Annotated in this window: 16 protein-coding genes; 15 read left to right on the forward strand and 1 reads right to left on the reverse strand. The window is 45.7% G+C overall.

The features are described 5' to 3' along the window. Window positions 1-234: 234 nt before the first annotated feature. From ychF to MESINF_RS10785, 15 genes are all read left to right on the forward strand, one after another. Window positions 235-1,314, forward strand: coding sequence for a redox-regulated ATPase YchF (gene ychF / locus MESINF_RS10715; protein ID WP_169699812.1), 1,080 nt, complete (start codon window positions 235-237; stop codon window positions 1,312-1,314). Then, window positions 1,295-2,092, forward strand: a complete 798-nt coding sequence (locus MESINF_RS10720) for a TatD family hydrolase (protein ID WP_169699813.1) — start codon at window positions 1,295-1,297, stop codon at window positions 2,090-2,092. Before ychF ends, MESINF_RS10720 begins: the two co-directional genes overlap by 20 nt. Window positions 2,093-2,144: 52 nt before the next feature. Next, a complete protein-coding gene (locus tag MESINF_RS10725) occupies window positions 2,145-2,456 on the forward strand; it encodes a carboxymuconolactone decarboxylase family protein (RefSeq protein WP_169701031.1) in 312 nt (103 codons plus the stop codon). Beyond that, window positions 2,456-5,146, forward strand: a complete 2,691-nt coding sequence (gene polA, locus MESINF_RS10730) for a DNA polymerase I (protein WP_169699814.1) — start codon at window positions 2,456-2,458, stop codon at window positions 5,144-5,146. Before MESINF_RS10725 ends, polA begins: the two co-directional genes overlap by 1 nt. 31 nt (window positions 5,147-5,177) lie before the next feature. Further along, on the forward strand, window positions 5,178-5,456 hold the full coding sequence (locus MESINF_RS10735; protein WP_169699815.1) for an AtpZ/AtpI family protein: 279 nt from the start codon (window positions 5,178-5,180) through the stop codon (window positions 5,454-5,456). Next, a complete protein-coding gene (locus MESINF_RS10740) occupies window positions 5,392-5,742 on the forward strand; it encodes a hypothetical protein (protein WP_169699816.1) in 351 nt (116 codons plus the stop codon). The genes MESINF_RS10735 and MESINF_RS10740 overlap by 65 nt, the downstream gene beginning before the upstream one ends. Further along, on the forward strand, window positions 5,732-6,571 hold the full coding sequence (atpB, locus tag MESINF_RS10745) for a F0F1 ATP synthase subunit A (protein WP_169699817.1): 840 nt from the start codon (window positions 5,732-5,734) through the stop codon (window positions 6,569-6,571). The genes MESINF_RS10740 and atpB overlap by 11 nt, the downstream gene beginning before the upstream one ends. 41 nt (window positions 6,572-6,612) lie before the next feature. After that, window positions 6,613-6,837 carry a F0F1 ATP synthase subunit C gene (locus MESINF_RS10750; protein WP_408631279.1) on the forward strand — a complete coding sequence of 75 codons (225 nt, stop codon included), beginning with the start codon at window positions 6,613-6,615 and terminating at the stop codon, window positions 6,835-6,837. Window positions 6,838-6,868: 31 nt separating this feature from the next. Continuing rightward, window positions 6,869-7,354: a F0F1 ATP synthase subunit B gene (atpF, locus tag MESINF_RS10755; protein ID WP_169699819.1), complete on the forward strand. Its 486-nt coding sequence runs from the start codon at window positions 6,869-6,871 to the stop codon at window positions 7,352-7,354. Then, window positions 7,351-7,902: an ATP synthase F1 subunit delta gene (atpH, locus tag MESINF_RS10760; protein ID WP_169699820.1), complete on the forward strand. Its 552-nt coding sequence runs from the start codon at window positions 7,351-7,353 to the stop codon at window positions 7,900-7,902. Before atpF ends, atpH begins: the two co-directional genes overlap by 4 nt. Beyond that, window positions 7,902-9,410, forward strand: coding sequence for a F0F1 ATP synthase subunit alpha (gene atpA, locus MESINF_RS10765; protein ID WP_169699821.1), 1,509 nt, complete (start codon window positions 7,902-7,904; stop codon window positions 9,408-9,410). The genes atpH and atpA overlap by 1 nt, the downstream gene beginning before the upstream one ends. Window positions 9,411-9,422: 12 nt before the next feature. Next, window positions 9,423-10,256 (forward strand): ATP synthase F1 subunit gamma, encoded by an 834-nt coding sequence (gene atpG / locus MESINF_RS10770; RefSeq protein WP_169699822.1) that lies wholly within the window; start codon window positions 9,423-9,425, stop codon window positions 10,254-10,256. Between the two features lie 15 nt (window positions 10,257-10,271). Further along, window positions 10,272-11,693 carry a F0F1 ATP synthase subunit beta gene (atpD, locus tag MESINF_RS10775; RefSeq protein WP_169699823.1) on the forward strand — a complete coding sequence of 474 codons (1,422 nt, stop codon included), beginning with the start codon at window positions 10,272-10,274 and terminating at the stop codon, window positions 11,691-11,693. A 1-nt stretch (window position 11,694) separates the two neighbouring features. Beyond that, entirely contained in the window at window positions 11,695-12,099 is a 405-nt protein-coding gene (gene atpC, locus MESINF_RS10780; RefSeq protein ID WP_169699824.1) for an ATP synthase F1 subunit epsilon, read from the forward strand. Window positions 12,100-12,270: 171 nt separating this feature from the next. After that, the gene (locus MESINF_RS10785) at window positions 12,271-13,149 is read left to right on the forward strand and encodes a GGDEF domain-containing protein (protein ID WP_169699825.1); all 879 of its coding nucleotides are present in this window, start codon (window positions 12,271-12,273) and stop codon (window positions 13,147-13,149) included. Between the two features lie 4 nt (window positions 13,150-13,153). On the opposite strand, the gene MESINF_RS10790 is transcribed toward MESINF_RS10785, so the two are convergent. Further along, a complete protein-coding gene (locus MESINF_RS10790; protein ID WP_169699826.1) occupies window positions 13,154-15,292 on the reverse strand; it encodes a fibronectin type III domain-containing protein in 2,139 nt (712 codons plus the stop codon). Window position 15,293: the final 1 nt, after the last annotated feature.

Raw genomic sequence — 15,293 nt, forward strand, 5'->3', positions numbered from 1 at the left:
GTCTTATACAAATGAATGAATTTACTCACGGCCCAGATTCAATACCATGGATAATTCTGATAATATAGATGTGAAAAGTAAAACTATTACGATGGAAGAAATGATATCCCACTTTGGTGGAGTTTATGGAACAAAGGTTTTTGAAGAAAGCATAGATATTTCACGAAAAGTTTAATTCCGAATATTGCGCGGCTATCCCGACAACTTCTGGTTCACACATAAGGAGGCGATGAGGTGGAAATAGGGATTTTCGGTCTGCCGCTGAGCGGCAAGAGTACTCTTTTTTCACTATTGACTGGGGTTGAACCGCACGCAACTCACAAAAACGAAGCCAATACGGCAGTTGCAAAGGTCTACGATAAAAGGGTAGAGGAGCTTTCTAAGATTTTCAATCCAAAGAAAACCATCTATGCCACCGTCACTTTTGTAGATATCCCAGGTTATGACCTCTCTTCTGGTCAGAAAGAAAAGAGCAGGATACTCCAGTTCATTCAGAATTCCGATGCCATAGTAGCAGTAGTGAGAGCCTTCAAAGAAGCTTCCGTTCCCTGGCCAACCGGTGCGAGCAGTCCTTTAAAGCAACTGGAAACAATAGAGACTGAGCTACTGGTTCGCGATATGGAAGTAGTGGAGAACCGTATCTCGAGGCTGGACGAAGCGAGAAAGAAAAGAAAGCTGTCAAAAGAAGAAGAACGCGAACTGGAACTTCTTAGAGAGATAGAAAAAGGTTTTGAAGAGAACAGGTTCGTTTCAGTTATGGGCTTTTCCGAAGAGGATCTTAAGCTTCTGGGCTCGCTTGCCCTTTTCACCGCAAAGCCGATCATAGTTGCGGTGAACGTGGATGAAGATCAGTTCACATCGAAAGAGTATCCGGAAAAGGCAGCGATCACAGCCCGTGTAGCGGAAAGTAGATTCGCCTATTTAGAAATCTCTGGAAAAATCGAAGTCGAGCTCAACGAGTTACCGGAAGAGGACAGAGGTATGTTCATGGAGGAGCTGGGTATCTCTGAAAGCGGCATACAACGTTTATCGAGAGTTGCATATGAACATCTGGGGTTGATCTCATTTTTGACCGTCGGTGAAGACGAAGTCAGAGCATGGACGATAAAAAAAGATACTCCGGCAAAAGCGGCAGCAGGGAAGATTCATACAGATCTTGAGAAGAATTTCATCAAGGCCGAAGTGATACCTTATGAAGAGTTCATGACTGTGAAAAGTATGCACGAAGCCAAGAACAAAGGAATGATAAAACTCGTGGGAAAGGAAGAGATCGTTAGGGACGGTGATATCTTCCATGTCAGGGCAAACGCCTGATAATATACGTCTTGAACTGGTGGATACCCACGCACATATTTCCTTTCCACAGTTCGATCACGACAGGGATATAATCAAAGCCCAATTAGAGAGTGGCGAACTGTCTATGCTGATAGAAGTCGGAACGACTGTTGAGGATTCTCTAAGGGCAGTTGAGGTTTTCAAGGATTTCAAGAAAGTCTTATTATCGGTTGGGGTCCATCCCCACGAGAGCGATGGTCTCGATGACAGGGGTTTGGAAACTTTGAAATCGCTGTTGAAAGACAGAAAAGTCGTTGCAGTAGGCGAAATCGGTCTGGATTTTTTCAGAGATCTCTCCCCCAGAGAAGTGCAAAAGCGCGTTTTCGTTAAGCAACTTGAGATTGCTTCATCTTTTTCGCTTCCTGTAGTGGTACATGTGAGAGATGCATATGAAGAAGTTTACGAAATACTCCGTCAATTCATGGGACTCAGAGGAGTGATACATGCCTTTTCGGGAGGTCCGGCAATAGCAAGTAGATTTCTGGAGCTGGGTTATTACCTTGGAATAGGTGGGCCAGTTACGTACAGAAAGAACGACGGGTTAAGAGAAGTTGTAAGATTGACGCCTATGGAAAAGCTTCTAAGCGAGACGGACTGTCCATATCTTCCACCGGTTCCATTCAGGGGAAAGAGAAATGAACCACTTTATGTAAAATACGTTGTCGAAGAGATAGCCCGCCAGAAAGAGATGGATATCTATATCTGTTCGAAACGACTTATGGATAACGCGATAGAGCTATTTACTCCTAACCTCTGAAGGAGGTGTAGTCTTGGGAGGATTTGAAGAATTCAAAAGTTTTCGAGAAAAGATGAACGGAAGGATACTGGAAACTGGAAGTATCAACACTAGGAGGTTCTTCTCCCTTGATGGTGCAGTCTATAAAGATGGCGCTCTCAATACTAGAACTAAGGAACTGATGGGTTTGGTTGCCTCAACGGTGCTGAGATGCGATGACTGCATTTCCTACCATATAATTCAGTGTAAATCGCTCGGAATAACTCGACAGGAAATTATGGAGGCCCTTGACGTCGCTCTCATCGTTGGTGGATCGATAGTGATACCCCACCTTCGGCGAGCCGTAGCACTGATCGACGAACTAGAAGAGAGAGGAGCCGGGTGATGGCTGGTAGATTGTTTCTCTTCGACGGAACCGCCATCTTCTACAGAGGATACTACGGTATTGACGTTTCCCTAACCAACTCAAAAGGCGAGCCGACCAACGCTCTCTTTGGTCTGGCCAGGATGCTTTCTAAATTTACCCGTGAACGTATGGAAGAAGGCGATTACGCACTGTTTGCTTTCGACAGAAAGGAATTGACCCACAGGCACAAAATGTTCGAAGCCTACAAAGCGACTAGAGAAGCGATGCCGGAGGCTCTTTTAGCCCAGCTGAAAGATGTTCCCGAGCTAGTTGAGGCTTTCGGAGTGAAGTATTTATCTATCGCCGGGCTCGAGGCAGACGATATAATCGCCACGGCTACAAAGGAATTCAGAGACAGTGTCGAGAAGATCTTCATTATTTCAGGTGACAAAGATATTCTGCAACTTGTCGATGATAAAGTCCATGTCCTGCGTTTCGTTACAGGTCTTACAGATCTAGAACTATACGATAGGCAGGCAGTGATCGATAAATTCGAGCTGGAACCGGAGAGACTTCATTCTCTTCTAACTCTTGCCGGCGACCAATCCGATAACATTCCCGGTATTCCAGGAATCGGTGTAAAAACAGCACAGAAATTACTTAAGGAGTATGGGGACATAGAAGGGATCTACGAAAACATAAGACAGCTTTCACAGAGTCTAAAGCAGAAGTTGATCGACGGTAAGAGATCGATGGAACTTTCCAGAGAACTAGTTAAACTTATAACTGATGAAAATCTAGATCTTACCCTTGATGAACTGGAATATCATGGATATAGGAAAGAAAATCTAAGAGAAATACTGCTAAGACTTGAGTTCTCTTCCATGATAGATGAGTACAGTCTGACCTGCGAAGCTGAAGCCAAGTTGTCCGATATAGATGGATATACTTTGATTACTAGTGATGAAGAGTTGCGAAATCTCCTGGAAAAGGTCAGGAGCAATCCCGTTGTCTCACTGGACCTCGAGACTTCTTCTCTCGATCCACTCAGCGCCAGAATAGTCGGTGTTTCGATATCTCTCGAGGAGAAAAGCGGATACTACATACCTGTCGGTCATGAAACGCAGAGGTGGCAGGCCGATTGTAGATGGTTGCTTTCACAACTGCGGGAGATACTCGAGAATCCCGGTACCAGGATCATTGGGCAGAATCTGAAATTCGATTATTCTATCCTTAACCTGAACGATATCCATCCTGTGATACCGGAATTTGATACCATGATTGCAGCTTATCTACTCTCTCCTGATTCGAGACGCTTCAACCTGGATGAACTCGCACTGAAGTTTCTCGGCTACAAGACAGTTACCTTCGAAGATCTAATGAAACGCAATCAATTGGGTGATGACTTCACAAAGGTACCTCTTGAAGAGGCCGCCAGATATTCGGTCGAAGATGCAGATATAGCGTTGCAGCTCTCTACCGTCCTCAGGAAAAAGATATATGAGCAGAAGCTAGAGAAGGTCTTCAAGGAGATAGAACTGTCTTTGATCCCTGTTCTATCGGATTTAGAGCTGAAAGGTGTTTACTTCGATATCCAATCACTTGAAAGGCTCTCGAGCGATTACGGCAAAAAAATAGATTTCATACTGGGTGAGCTCTTCGAATTAACTGGCGAGCAATTCAACCCTAACTCACCGGCGCAGGTAGGAAGGGTTCTCTTCGACAAACTAGGTCTGGCCCCTTCCAGGAAGACCAGAGGGGGGTCTTTCTCAACGAGTGCCGATGCCCTTGAAGAACTCTCTGGAGAGCATCCGGCAGTTCAGAAACTCCTCGACTATCGCAAATACCAGAAGCTTAAATCTACTTATCTGGATGCCTTACCTACGCTGGTAAATCCCATAACAGGAAGGATTCATACGAGCTATCATCAGACAGGAACAGGCACCGGCCGCCTTTCAAGCAGCAATCCAAACTTGCAGAATTTACCGATAAAGGATGAAGAAGGAAAAGAGATACGCAAGTGTGTTGTACCCCAGAAAGATGGGTGGAAGATAGTTAGCGCCGATTACTCTCAGATCGAACTGCGTATCCTTGCCCATTTGAGTGGTGATAGGGAGTTGCTGGAAGCCTTCAGAACGGGTAGGGACGTTCACAGTCTCACGGCGTCGAGATTGTACGGCATACCTGAGGAAGAGGTCGACGAGGATCAGAGACGGGTTGGTAAGATGATCAATTTCTCGATTATTTACGGAGTCTCTCCTTATGGATTGGCCAACAGGCTTAAAATAAAACTTTCACAGGCCGAAGAGATGATCTCGAATTACTTCAAAGCCTATCCAGAAGTGCGAACCTTCATTTCCAGCACAATAACAGGTGCGAAGGAGACAGGAGTCGTCAGGACCATGTTCGGGCGAAAGCGCGATATTCCCCAGTTCAAGACCAGGAATAGAAACATAATACAAGAAGGGGAGAGAATAGCCATAAACACTCCAATCCAGGGAACGGCGGCCGATATAATGAAGCTAGCGATGATAAAGGTTCACGATCTCCTCAAAAGTGAAAGAATGAAAAGCTACGCAATACTTCAAGTCCACGACGAACTGGTCTTTGAAGCACCTGAGGAGGAGCTTTCAAGATTGAAGGAGATAGTCGAAGAGGGTATGTCGAGAGTGGTGATGCTCGATATTCCACTTGATATAGAGATATCTACAGGAGATTACTGGTGTTGATACCGGGCGGAAGATTCCGGAACATGTTGAGATGAGCAGAAAAAAAACAAATTGGGGGGCTATATCCTCTCTCTACCAATTTGCGATTATAATAATAACGAACATACTTGTTTCGGGAGGAATAGGATACCTTCTGTACAGGTTTGCCTGTATGGCGAAGATCTGGATCTCTTTTTTTCTGCTTTTTGGAGCTTTTTCCGGTATTTACAACGGGATAAAATATCTACTGAAAGAGGCAGAGCGTTATGATAGAAACAAGAACCTTGACGATAAAGATAGCGGTAATAATGGCGCTTCTGACGCTGGTTGAGAGTGCGTTTCTTTCCTTTTTGCCTTTAGGAGGAGCCGAGTATGGTGTTTTTTATGGAACGACATTCTCGTTGCTCGCTTTTTTACTCATAGTGAGTGATGCCGGTCTTCTGATGATGGAAGGCAGGCGTTTCATCTGGGGATTCGCCTTGAGGTACGTTATCTTCGGTATATGCCTTGCCAGTTCGGCGATGTATTCGACCGGTTTCTTTTTTGGAAGTTTCGTTGGACTCATGAATCTGAAGATATCTGCCATGATTTTCGGGAGGTGGCTCTGTGAAAATTAGTCTTACCAAGACTGATAAGATCTTTCTCGGAACGGTATTCGCAGGTTATATATCTGTAATGATTTATATGCTGGTTACCGGTTATAAGTTCCAGCTTGAGGGTGTTGGCCAACGCTGGATCTACCAGCTTCCCTTCGGCGAAGGACCGATGAGCAGAATCAACCCTTTGACGGTGATAATGACCTGGGTCATTATGGCACTGATCATTTTTATTTCTACCAGGGTAAAGGTTTTTAAGATAATCCCGGGAAGGAAGCAGAGCCTTTTGGAAGTCGTAATGGAGTACGTATACGACCTTGTAGAGGATTCTGTAAGCAAGAAGGAATTTGTCAGACCCATATTCAATATAGCAGCCTCCATATTTCTGTTCGTGCTTTTATCGAATATCGTTGGCAGCTTTCCGGGAATAAATGCAATACCAACTGATGGAGGTGGATTCAAGATCACAATTCTTTCCGATACGTGGTACGCACCTACCTCTGATCTGAACATGAACCTGATGCTGGCGGGTTTTGTATTTGTGATGAGCCATGCTTTTTCGATAAAGGCTAAGGGTTTCAAGAGCTGGGCTAAGAGCTTCTTTGAACCGGCCTGGCCTATGTTCCCCATGAATGTGATAGGAGAGATCGCAAAGCCAGTTTCGCACTCTTTGAGGCTCTTCGGGAACATAATGGGCGGTGGAATTCTCATACTTATAATTGGCTATCTTGCCAAGTACTTCATAGTTCCCGCGGCTCTGTGGGGGATTTTTGGACTGTTCTTCGGGGCGATACAGGCTTTGATCTTTACGATACTTACAATAGCTTACATCAGCTCGTTGATAGATTGATTACAGAGGAGGTATTGACTGTGGAAATTGGAGAAGGACTCATGATGCTTGGAAAGTACATAGGAGCGGGACTGGCCATGGGAATCGGTGCCATAGGTCCTGGAATCGGAGAAGGTAGGATCGGAGCCAGCGCCATGGAAGCTATGGCCAGGCAGCCGGAGATGATAGGTACGCTCACTACCAGGATGATTCTGGCCGACGCTATCGCAGAAACCACCGGCATCTATTCGCTGGTTATAGCCTTCATGATCCTGCTGGTCGTGTAAGCACTACCCCAAAAAGGGGAGGGGTGATAACTTGATCGAGATCAATTTGACTGCGGTTCTATCGATTCTGAACTTTTTGCTGTTGTATTTTGTGTTGAAAAAGGTCCTGTTCGACAAGTTTTTCGACATAATCAAGCAACGAAAAGAAAAGATCAAGGGAGAGATAGCGCAAGCCGAAAAGCTGAGGAAAGAAGCAAACGCTCTCAAAGAGGAATACACTCGAAAGATGGATGAAGCCAGAACTGCCTCCGACGAAATGCTATCCAGGGCCGAAAGGCAGTCTGAAGAGATCGTGCGCCAGGCTCGTGAAAAGGCCCAACAGGAAATACAGAGAATGTATCAGGCTGCCGAAATTCAAATCAACCAGGAACGAGAAAAGGCAATGGAAGATGTAAAGGGAGCCGTAGTGGCTTCGGCCGTGACTATGGTTGGACGTTTCCTACAAAAGGAAATGGATGAAACCGCAAGAAAACAGTACGCCAGAAGAATCCTTGAAAGTCTCGGTGATCAAGAGTGAAAAGAAGCCTTTCTCTGGCTGCAAAATATGCGCGGGCTCTTATAGAGAGTATCTCCCACGAGAAGTTGGAAGGAGTCCGGAGAGATTTGAAGACTCTTTCTACCGTTATCTCTTCGGAGGAACTGGGGAAGTTCATCTTCGACCCTACTGTAGCGGGTGAAAGAAAGGAAGCCATGTTGTTGAGCTTTCTCTCCAATCCAGTTGATGAGACAACGCTTCTTGTGAAACTTCTGGTCAATGTGAAGAAGATCTGGCTTTTTCCCGATATCCTGCTCTCATTCGAAGAAATGATACTGGAACGATCGAACCGGGTGCTGGTGGAAGTGATTTCGGCTATACCGCTGAGCGATGAAGAGAAGATAGAAATAATAGAAAAGGTTCGAAAAATGACCGGTTATGAAGGTTTACTGGAATCAAGAGTGGATGAATCACTAATAGCCGGTTACGTAATAAAGTTCCACGATGAAGTGATAGATGCCAGTCTGTCTGGACGTCTTAAGAGAGTCGGCATGGAATTGGGTAACACTGGCTCTCAGGAGGTGATTTAGTGAGGATCAGCCCATCTGAAATTACCAAGGTCATACAGGATCAACTTCAGAAGACTGATATAGAGTTTGATTATTTCGAGGCCGGTAAAGTCATTCAGATAGGTGACGGCATTGCAAGGGCGTACGGTCTGAAAGGCGTTATGGCAAACGAGCTTGTGAAATTCGAGAACGGTGTTTTCGGTCTAGCCCTTAACCTCGAAGAAGATAATGTGGGTGTCGTAATACTTGGTTCTTACAAAGATATAAAAGAGGGAGACCTCATAAGAAGAACCGGCCGAATCATGGAGGTTCCAACCGGAAACGCACTGCTTGGACGGGTAGTAAACCCCCTTGGCATACCGCTGGACGGTAAGGGTCCAATAGAGAGTGACAGTTACAGGCCTATCGAAGTCAAGGCTACAGGTGTAGTCATGAGGAAACCTGTCGATACGCCTCTTCAGACCGGTATAAAGGCGATAGACGCTACGATACCAATAGGTAGAGGTCAGAGAGAACTGATAATTGGCGACAGGCAGACTGGGAAGACGGCGATAGCGATCGATACGATTATCAACCAGAAAGATCAAAACGTGAAATGTATATATGTGGCTATCGGTCAGAAAACGGCGGCGTTGGCCAAGATACTTGACAGACTTAACCAATTCGGTGCAATGGAGTACACAACCATCGTTTTTGCTTCTGCTTCCGATACCGCCGCACTTTCTTATCTTGCTCCGTATGCCGGTGCGGCCATGGGCGAGAGTTTCATGTTTCAGGGACAGGATGCGCTGGTGATTTACGACGATCTTTCAAAGCACGCCTCGGCCTATAGAGAACTATCACTCCTTCTGCGCAGACCACCCGGTCGTGAAGCCTACCCCGGAGATGTTTTCTACCTGCACTCAAGATTGCTGGAGAGAGCGGCCAGGTTGAACGAGAGCTTTGGAGGAGGTTCGATGACGGCTCTTCCAATAATCGAAACACAGGCCAACGATGTTTCGGCTTATATACCGACCAATGTTATCTCGATCACTGATGGGCAAATTTATCTCGATCCAAACCTATTCTACGCCGGTAACCGCCCAGCCGTGAACGTGGGGCTTTCGGTTTCGAGAGTCGGTGGAGCGGCCCAAATAAAGGCCATGAAAAAGATAGCCGGAAGCCTGAGAATCGAGCTGGCACAGTACAGGGAATTGCTCTCTTTTGCGCAATTCGCTACCGAACTCGACAAGGCTACGCGTGACCAGCTAATCCGGGGAGAGAAACTCACCGAACTTTTGAAACAAAACCAGTATGTACCGATGCCAGTTCAGGAGCAAGTTGCAATCCTGTACGCCGGTGTAAAAGGATATTTGGACGATATCGATACGGAAAGAATAAGCCAGTTCGAATCCTCATTATTGAAAAATCTGAGGAGTGAATACGCGGATGTTCTCGATTCAATAAAAGTAAAGAAAGTTATCGAAGACGAGATAGAAAAGAGGCTTATTGAGGCTATTAAGACAACCAAAAAGCTTTTCGTTCGATGAGGATGATCTGAAATGAGTAAGGGAAAACTGAGGGCAATAAAGAAGCGTATTGAATCCACCAACTCCACGATGCAGATAACAAGGGCAATGGAGATGGTAGCACGGGCCAAAATAAACAAAGTCCAGAAGGGACTCAAGTTCGTAAGACAGTACGAGCAGTCGATGGAACGTGTCCTGAAGCGGGCGTATTTCGGTCTTGAGAACCGGCCCCAACCCAGCGGTGAAGGCGACTTGCTGCTGGTAGTAACGGCCGATATGGGATTGGCTGGGGCCTTCAACGCTGAAATACTCAAGCTTGCGGAACTGGAATTGAAGAAGCAGAACGTGAAACGACTTGTCACCGTTGGGTTGAAAGCCGAAAGTTATTTCAAAAGGCATGGTGTCGAACTCTCGGCTTTCAGTCATTTCTATGACATTCCAGATCTTGATGAAGCCGCGATTATCGTAGATGATATCATGGACACCATGGAGGCTAATAACCTAGGCGGTTTAAGCATGGTTTACAGCAACTTCAAAACGCCTCTTGCACAGATACCAAAAGTAGTGAAGATACTGCCCCTGAAACCCTTCGAAAGAACTGAGAATGATCTCTACGATTTCGAACCTCACATAGAACTTCTGTACTCCGATGTTCTGTATTCATGGATAGTGTCGATCGTGCTTCGAGGTCTTTTCGAAACCAAGGTAGGCGAGCTGTATGCCAGACAGAACGCCATGAAGAATGCCACGGAGAATGCCAGTAATATGATCGAAAGACTCACGCTCGTGAGAAACAAACTTCGCCAGTCGAACATAACCCAGGAAATCATAGAGGTTGTGAATGGTGCCGAAGCTCTTAACGGGTAATCTGGAGGTGTAAGTGTGCCCGATAAAAAAACAACTAACGCGGGTAAAATAGTCGCCATAACGGGTCCGGTAGTGGATGTCTCATTTGAAGGTGCTGCTCTTCCCGATATACTGAACGCTCTGGAAGTGGAAAACAAATTCCTTAAAAAAAAGATAGTACTCGAAGTGTCGCAACTTATAGGTGACAACAGTGTAAGGGCGATTGCCATGGACAGCACTGACGGTCTTGTGAGAGGACAGGAAGTCATAGATACAGGCAAACAGATTACTGTGCCCGTGGGCGAAGAGATATTGGGAAGAATGTTTAACCTTCTGGGAGAACCGATAGACGAACTTGGCGATATGGAGTACAAAGACAGATGGCAAATACACAGAGAGGCTCCGCCAGTTACTGAACAGCAGACGGAGATCGAAATACTGGAGACCGGTATTAAGGTTATAGACCTATTGGCACCTTTCAGCAAGGGCGGAAAAATAGGCTTTTCAGGCGGCGCCGGAGTGGGGAAGACCGTTCTTGTCATGGAACTTATCCGAAACTTCGCCATAGAGCAGAAAGGACTCTCCGTATTTGCCGGGGTTGGAGAACGGACGAGAGAAGGGAACGATCTCTGGCTGGACATGAAAGAGGCTGGCGTCATCGAAAATACCGCTTTGGTTTTTGGACAAATGAACGAACCTCCGGGAGCGCGTTTCAGGATAGGACTCTCCGCCATAACCATGGCCGAGTATTTCAGGGACGTTCAGAAGAAGGATGTTCTGGTTTTCATAGACAACATATTCAGGTTCGTTCAAGCCGGTTCGGAAGTTTCGGCTTTGCTGGGGAGAATGCCATCGGCGGTTGGTTACCAGCCAACACTGGCCACAGAAATGGGAAAGCTTCAGGAAAGGATAACTTCGACTAGAAGTGGTTCGATTACCTCCGTTCAGGCGATATACGTTCCGGCCGACGACTTCACAGATCCGGCGCCGGCAACTACATTCAGCCATCTAGATGCTACCGTCAACCTTTCAAGGTCGATCGCGGAGCAGGGTCTCTACCCGGCCGTAGATCCACTTGATTCAACATCTAAAAACCTAGATCCGGTCGTAGTTGGAAGCGAGCATTATGAAGTTGCAAGAAAGGTTCAGGAAGTTCTCCAGAGATACAAAGACCTTCAGGACATCATTGCGATACTTGGAATGGAAGAACTCTCGGAGGAGGACCAGCTAACTGTACAGAGAGCCAGGAAGATACAGCGTTTCCTCACACAGCCTTTCTTCGTTGCCGAGAAGTTCAGCAATATTCAGGGTAAATATGTTCCGATAGCCGAGACCGTGAGAGGTTTCAAGGAGATTCTTGATGGTAAGCATGATGATTTACCGGAACAGGCTTTCATGATGGTCGGAACCATAGAGGAAGCCGTGGAAAAGGCGAAAATGCTTACAGTGGGAGAATGATATGTTGTTTAAGACAAAAATAGTGACGCCTTACGGCATTGTTTGGGAGGGAGAGGCCGAATACATATCTTTCAAGTCTGTAGAGGGTGAAATCGGTTTCCTACCAGAAAGGGCACCGGCGGTAATGAAGCTTGTCGTCGATGTGGTAGAGATAAGAGCTGCAGGCGTAGTTCATACCTTCGCGGTTCACGGTGGATACATACTTCAAGAGAGAGACATGACGACTATCATTACTGACGCGGCGGAAAGGCCGGAAGAGATCAATGTAGAGCGCGCTAGGCAACGATTAAAAAGGGCTGAAGAGCTTCTAGAGATAAGCGACTCCAGAAGAGAAAGAGCCAGGAATCAGGCTAAATTGCAGAGACATATGCTCCGTATAAAGTTAGGCTCTGAGAGATGGCAATAACTAGAAATATAGACTGATTTTATTATCACCGGGGATATGTTGGAAGTATCTCCGGTTTTTTTATATTTATAGACCTTCTGGCATTGATTTGCATAAACAATTTTCAAACTCAAAAATTAACCGGAAGAAGGGACAGATATGCTGAAACAGGATCACACCGGGGATGGGATTTTGGATCAGGCGATAAAACTCAAAAGTGTACTTGAAAGTTTTCCTGATCCATCGGCCATTATCTCTTCAACGGGAAGAATCCTGCGTGGTAACTCTCATTGGGAGAGACTGGCTTCCTCTCTCACTATGGAATCAGCTGCCTTTATGGAGTGTGGTAAAGAACTCAGGGGATTGGTGAAAAGGTTTACAGAAGATAAAAATATTGAAGAATTTAACGATCTTCTCTCGGGGAGAAAAAACTCTCTCAGTCTTGAACTTAACCTCTCGGAGATTTCTGAGGGGAAAGGCCTTTCATTGTTCGTTTCGCGCATCACTCTTGAAGACATGCCTATATTTCTCGCTATCATTAAAGACGGTACCGAAATAAATAACCTCCGCAGCTTACTCAAGGAAATCATATACCACGATAACCTAACGGGACTTGGAAACGAAAGTTATTTCAATCTCTATCTATCACGCAAAATCCTTCGTGCGATGGATGATGGCAGTTCTCTCTTCGTTCTATATATAGAGATTAGCAATATAAAAGAGATAATGGCTATGTTCGGAAAACGTATCTCTAATTCCCTTGTGGTTAGGACTTTTAGAAGATTGAAAGAGAACCTAGGAGGTAAAGAGTTTTTCAGAGTTCAGCATGATGCCTTCGCAGTAGTTTTGGAGTCGATTGACAGGGGGGTTCTATATCTTGAGCTGAGTTCTCTTATAGTCAAACTAGAGAAGAAAATAATCTGCGAAAACCTAGAACTATTCCCCGATATTCTGGTTGGCGTTTGCGAATTCCCCGTCGATGGAAAAAGTGTTGATGATATTATGAGTAATTGTCTTGGCGCACTTTTTAGGGCAAAAAGAGAGAATCTTAAGTGGAGCTTCTATAGTTGAGCTTTTATTTGAAGCGAAGGGTTATGATATCGAAATCTCCCCTATTGGTTGGTATATCACCATCTTCTGATGCTGTGTAGCCGGTTACTGCGAAACCATCGGTACACAGAGTGATCGATGTGGCGACATCTCCGAGAGTCCCTCCATAGCAATCACTCCAGAGCATTTCTCCAGTACGACTAACCTGGAAGATCCACATATCGCTATAGGTAAGGCCCAACTTATCAAGCTTTCCCTCATGGAAACTCCCCAGTATAGTTTCGTTTGATTCGGTGAAACCCACCGTGATGGCTCCGCCTGAGCCAGTAATGACCATATCGGTTAGATGATCGTTCGAACGGCCTCCATAAATTTCCTTCCAGATTAATTCCCCATCACCGTCGAGTTTTATTATGAAGCCGTCGTAGTCTCTACTTTTCCTTTTGAAATCTCCATTCTGCGAATTAGTTGAACCGCATATATAGATCTCGCCGGCTGGACAGATTTCAACTGTGGCCGGTGAGTCCTCTCCGGTTCCTCCAAAGACTTTCGTCCATAGAACTCTACCACTGCCGTCAATTCTTAGAACTAATACCGAAGAACTCTCAATCTTGATCCCGTTTACTTTCAAGACTCCCGCAACATTACCGCTAGAATCACCGTCTATGGAAGTGGTTTCGGCTACCACAACTATATCCCCGTTTTCGGCTATAGCCATATCTATCGCCCGCTCATAGGAACTACCTCCGTATCTCTTCTCCCAGACAGGTTTACCGTTGAGATCTAGCTTGATAAGCACAACATCGCCACAAGATATTTTCTCTGAACCGGCCGCCGTTCCAAGTATTAAAAAGCCATCATCTAGCTTTGCCAGGGAGACTTTAGAGCTGACGGTTCGCCCGAGCTCGGTCTTCCATTTCACATTGGTGAATCTGTCGAGACGGACCAGCAACAGGTTCGATGGTAATTCGCTTTTGAAACCATTCTCTGTCGAACTTCTGCCGGCCAGAAGGAAGCCTCCATCCTCAGTCGCAATGATTGCTGATATTTCGGTCCAGCCAAATTCCAGTAACTTCTGCCAGGCGAAGTAGCCATTACTATCCAGCTTGACTACCCAACCGCTTCTGAATACATCTTCCTCCGACTTTCCATTGGATATTTCGGGAGATTCCGTCCAACCGGTAATAGCGAATGTGCCATCTGCTAGTGCTTCGAGCGAATTAGCCGAATCACTGCCACTCCCTCCCAGAAGACGCTTCCAGACGATGGAGGGAATCTCTTTCGTAGAAAAACTCCAAAGCGGTCCTTGAACTTCTCCACCCCTTCCGTCTCTTGCGTCGATTCTCCAGGAGTATTCGCGTCCCGCCTCTATAGAGGAGATTTTAAACTCGTTTTTATCAATGTTTTTCGCGAGAAGTTCCAATCTCCCTTTCTCTCCAAAAAAGACATCGTAAAAGAGGTCGTCACCATCTGGATCTTCCGCGTTCCACAGGAGCGTGACTTCTCTAAAAAAATCGACTGTTCCATCGGCCGGGAAGGGATTTCCCGGTTTCCCAGGCAAGTTGTTTACGTCCATTACTATTACGGAAAATGTTGTACACTGCCACTCCCCCTGTCCATCCATCGCTTTTATCGTGACACGATGTGCGGTAGGTGCCTCTTTAGATCCGGGAAGATAAGAATACACCCCTTTATCTATACTGCCAACTCCGCTAACCAGTTCGTAAGTCACATCACTGGAGTCGGTTGAAGTGAAATCTGGAAGGTTTATGATCAGAGTTTCACCTTCGTAAACTTTCCGGTTGCCGATTTCTATCGAGGGAGCCTTTGGATCATTTACGATCTCTATGTTTATTGTGATGACTGCCTCGCTTTTTCCCGCCTCCACCTCTATCTGGACCATATCTTCGCAATCTTCCGGTCCCCGGGGAGAAACTGTGTAGATACTTCCCTCTATCTTTCCGCTGCCTTTGATGATTTTAAAATTGACAGGTCCATTTGGGCCGGAGATAAAATCTGACAGATTTACTCTCAGCTCTTCTCCTATCTTCACACTCAGTGAAGGCGTATCTAGAACCTTAATCTCGGTGTTTTTTTTAAGAGCAAAGGTTATTACTACTACCGATGTGATAGCTACCAGGCCTATGAGAAAAAACCTCCGCATG

Source organism: Mesotoga infera (assembly GCF_900157305.1).
Classification (GTDB): Bacteria; Thermotogota; Thermotogae; order Petrotogales; family Kosmotogaceae; genus Mesotoga; species Mesotoga infera.

Excerpts from the sequence above, each read along its gene's own strand:
- MESINF_RS10720 (WP_169699813.1), top strand. The coding sequence starts at position 1,295 with ATGTCAGGGCAAACGCCTGATAATATACGTCTTGAACTGGTGGATACC.
- MESINF_RS10725 (WP_169701031.1), top strand. The coding sequence starts at position 2,145 with ATGAACGGAAGGATACTGGAAACTGGAAGTATCAACACTAGGAGGTTC.
- polA (WP_169699814.1), top strand. The coding sequence starts at position 2,456 with ATGGCTGGTAGATTGTTTCTCTTCGACGGAACCGCCATCTTCTACAGA.
- MESINF_RS10735 (WP_169699815.1), top strand. The coding sequence starts at position 5,178 with ATGAGCAGAAAAAAAACAAATTGGGGGGCTATATCCTCTCTCTACCAA.
- MESINF_RS10740 (WP_169699816.1), top strand. The coding sequence starts at position 5,392 with ATGATAGAAACAAGAACCTTGACGATAAAGATAGCGGTAATAATGGCG.
- MESINF_RS10750 (WP_408631279.1), top strand. The coding sequence starts at position 6,613 with ATGATGCTTGGAAAGTACATAGGAGCGGGACTGGCCATGGGAATCGGT.
- atpG (WP_169699822.1), top strand. The coding sequence starts at position 9,423 with ATGAGTAAGGGAAAACTGAGGGCAATAAAGAAGCGTATTGAATCCACC.
- atpC (WP_169699824.1), top strand. The coding sequence starts at position 11,695 with ATGTTGTTTAAGACAAAAATAGTGACGCCTTACGGCATTGTTTGGGAG.
- MESINF_RS10790 (WP_169699826.1), bottom strand. The coding sequence starts at position 15,292 with ATGCGGAGGTTTTTTCTCATAGGCCTGGTAGCTATCACATCGGTAGTA.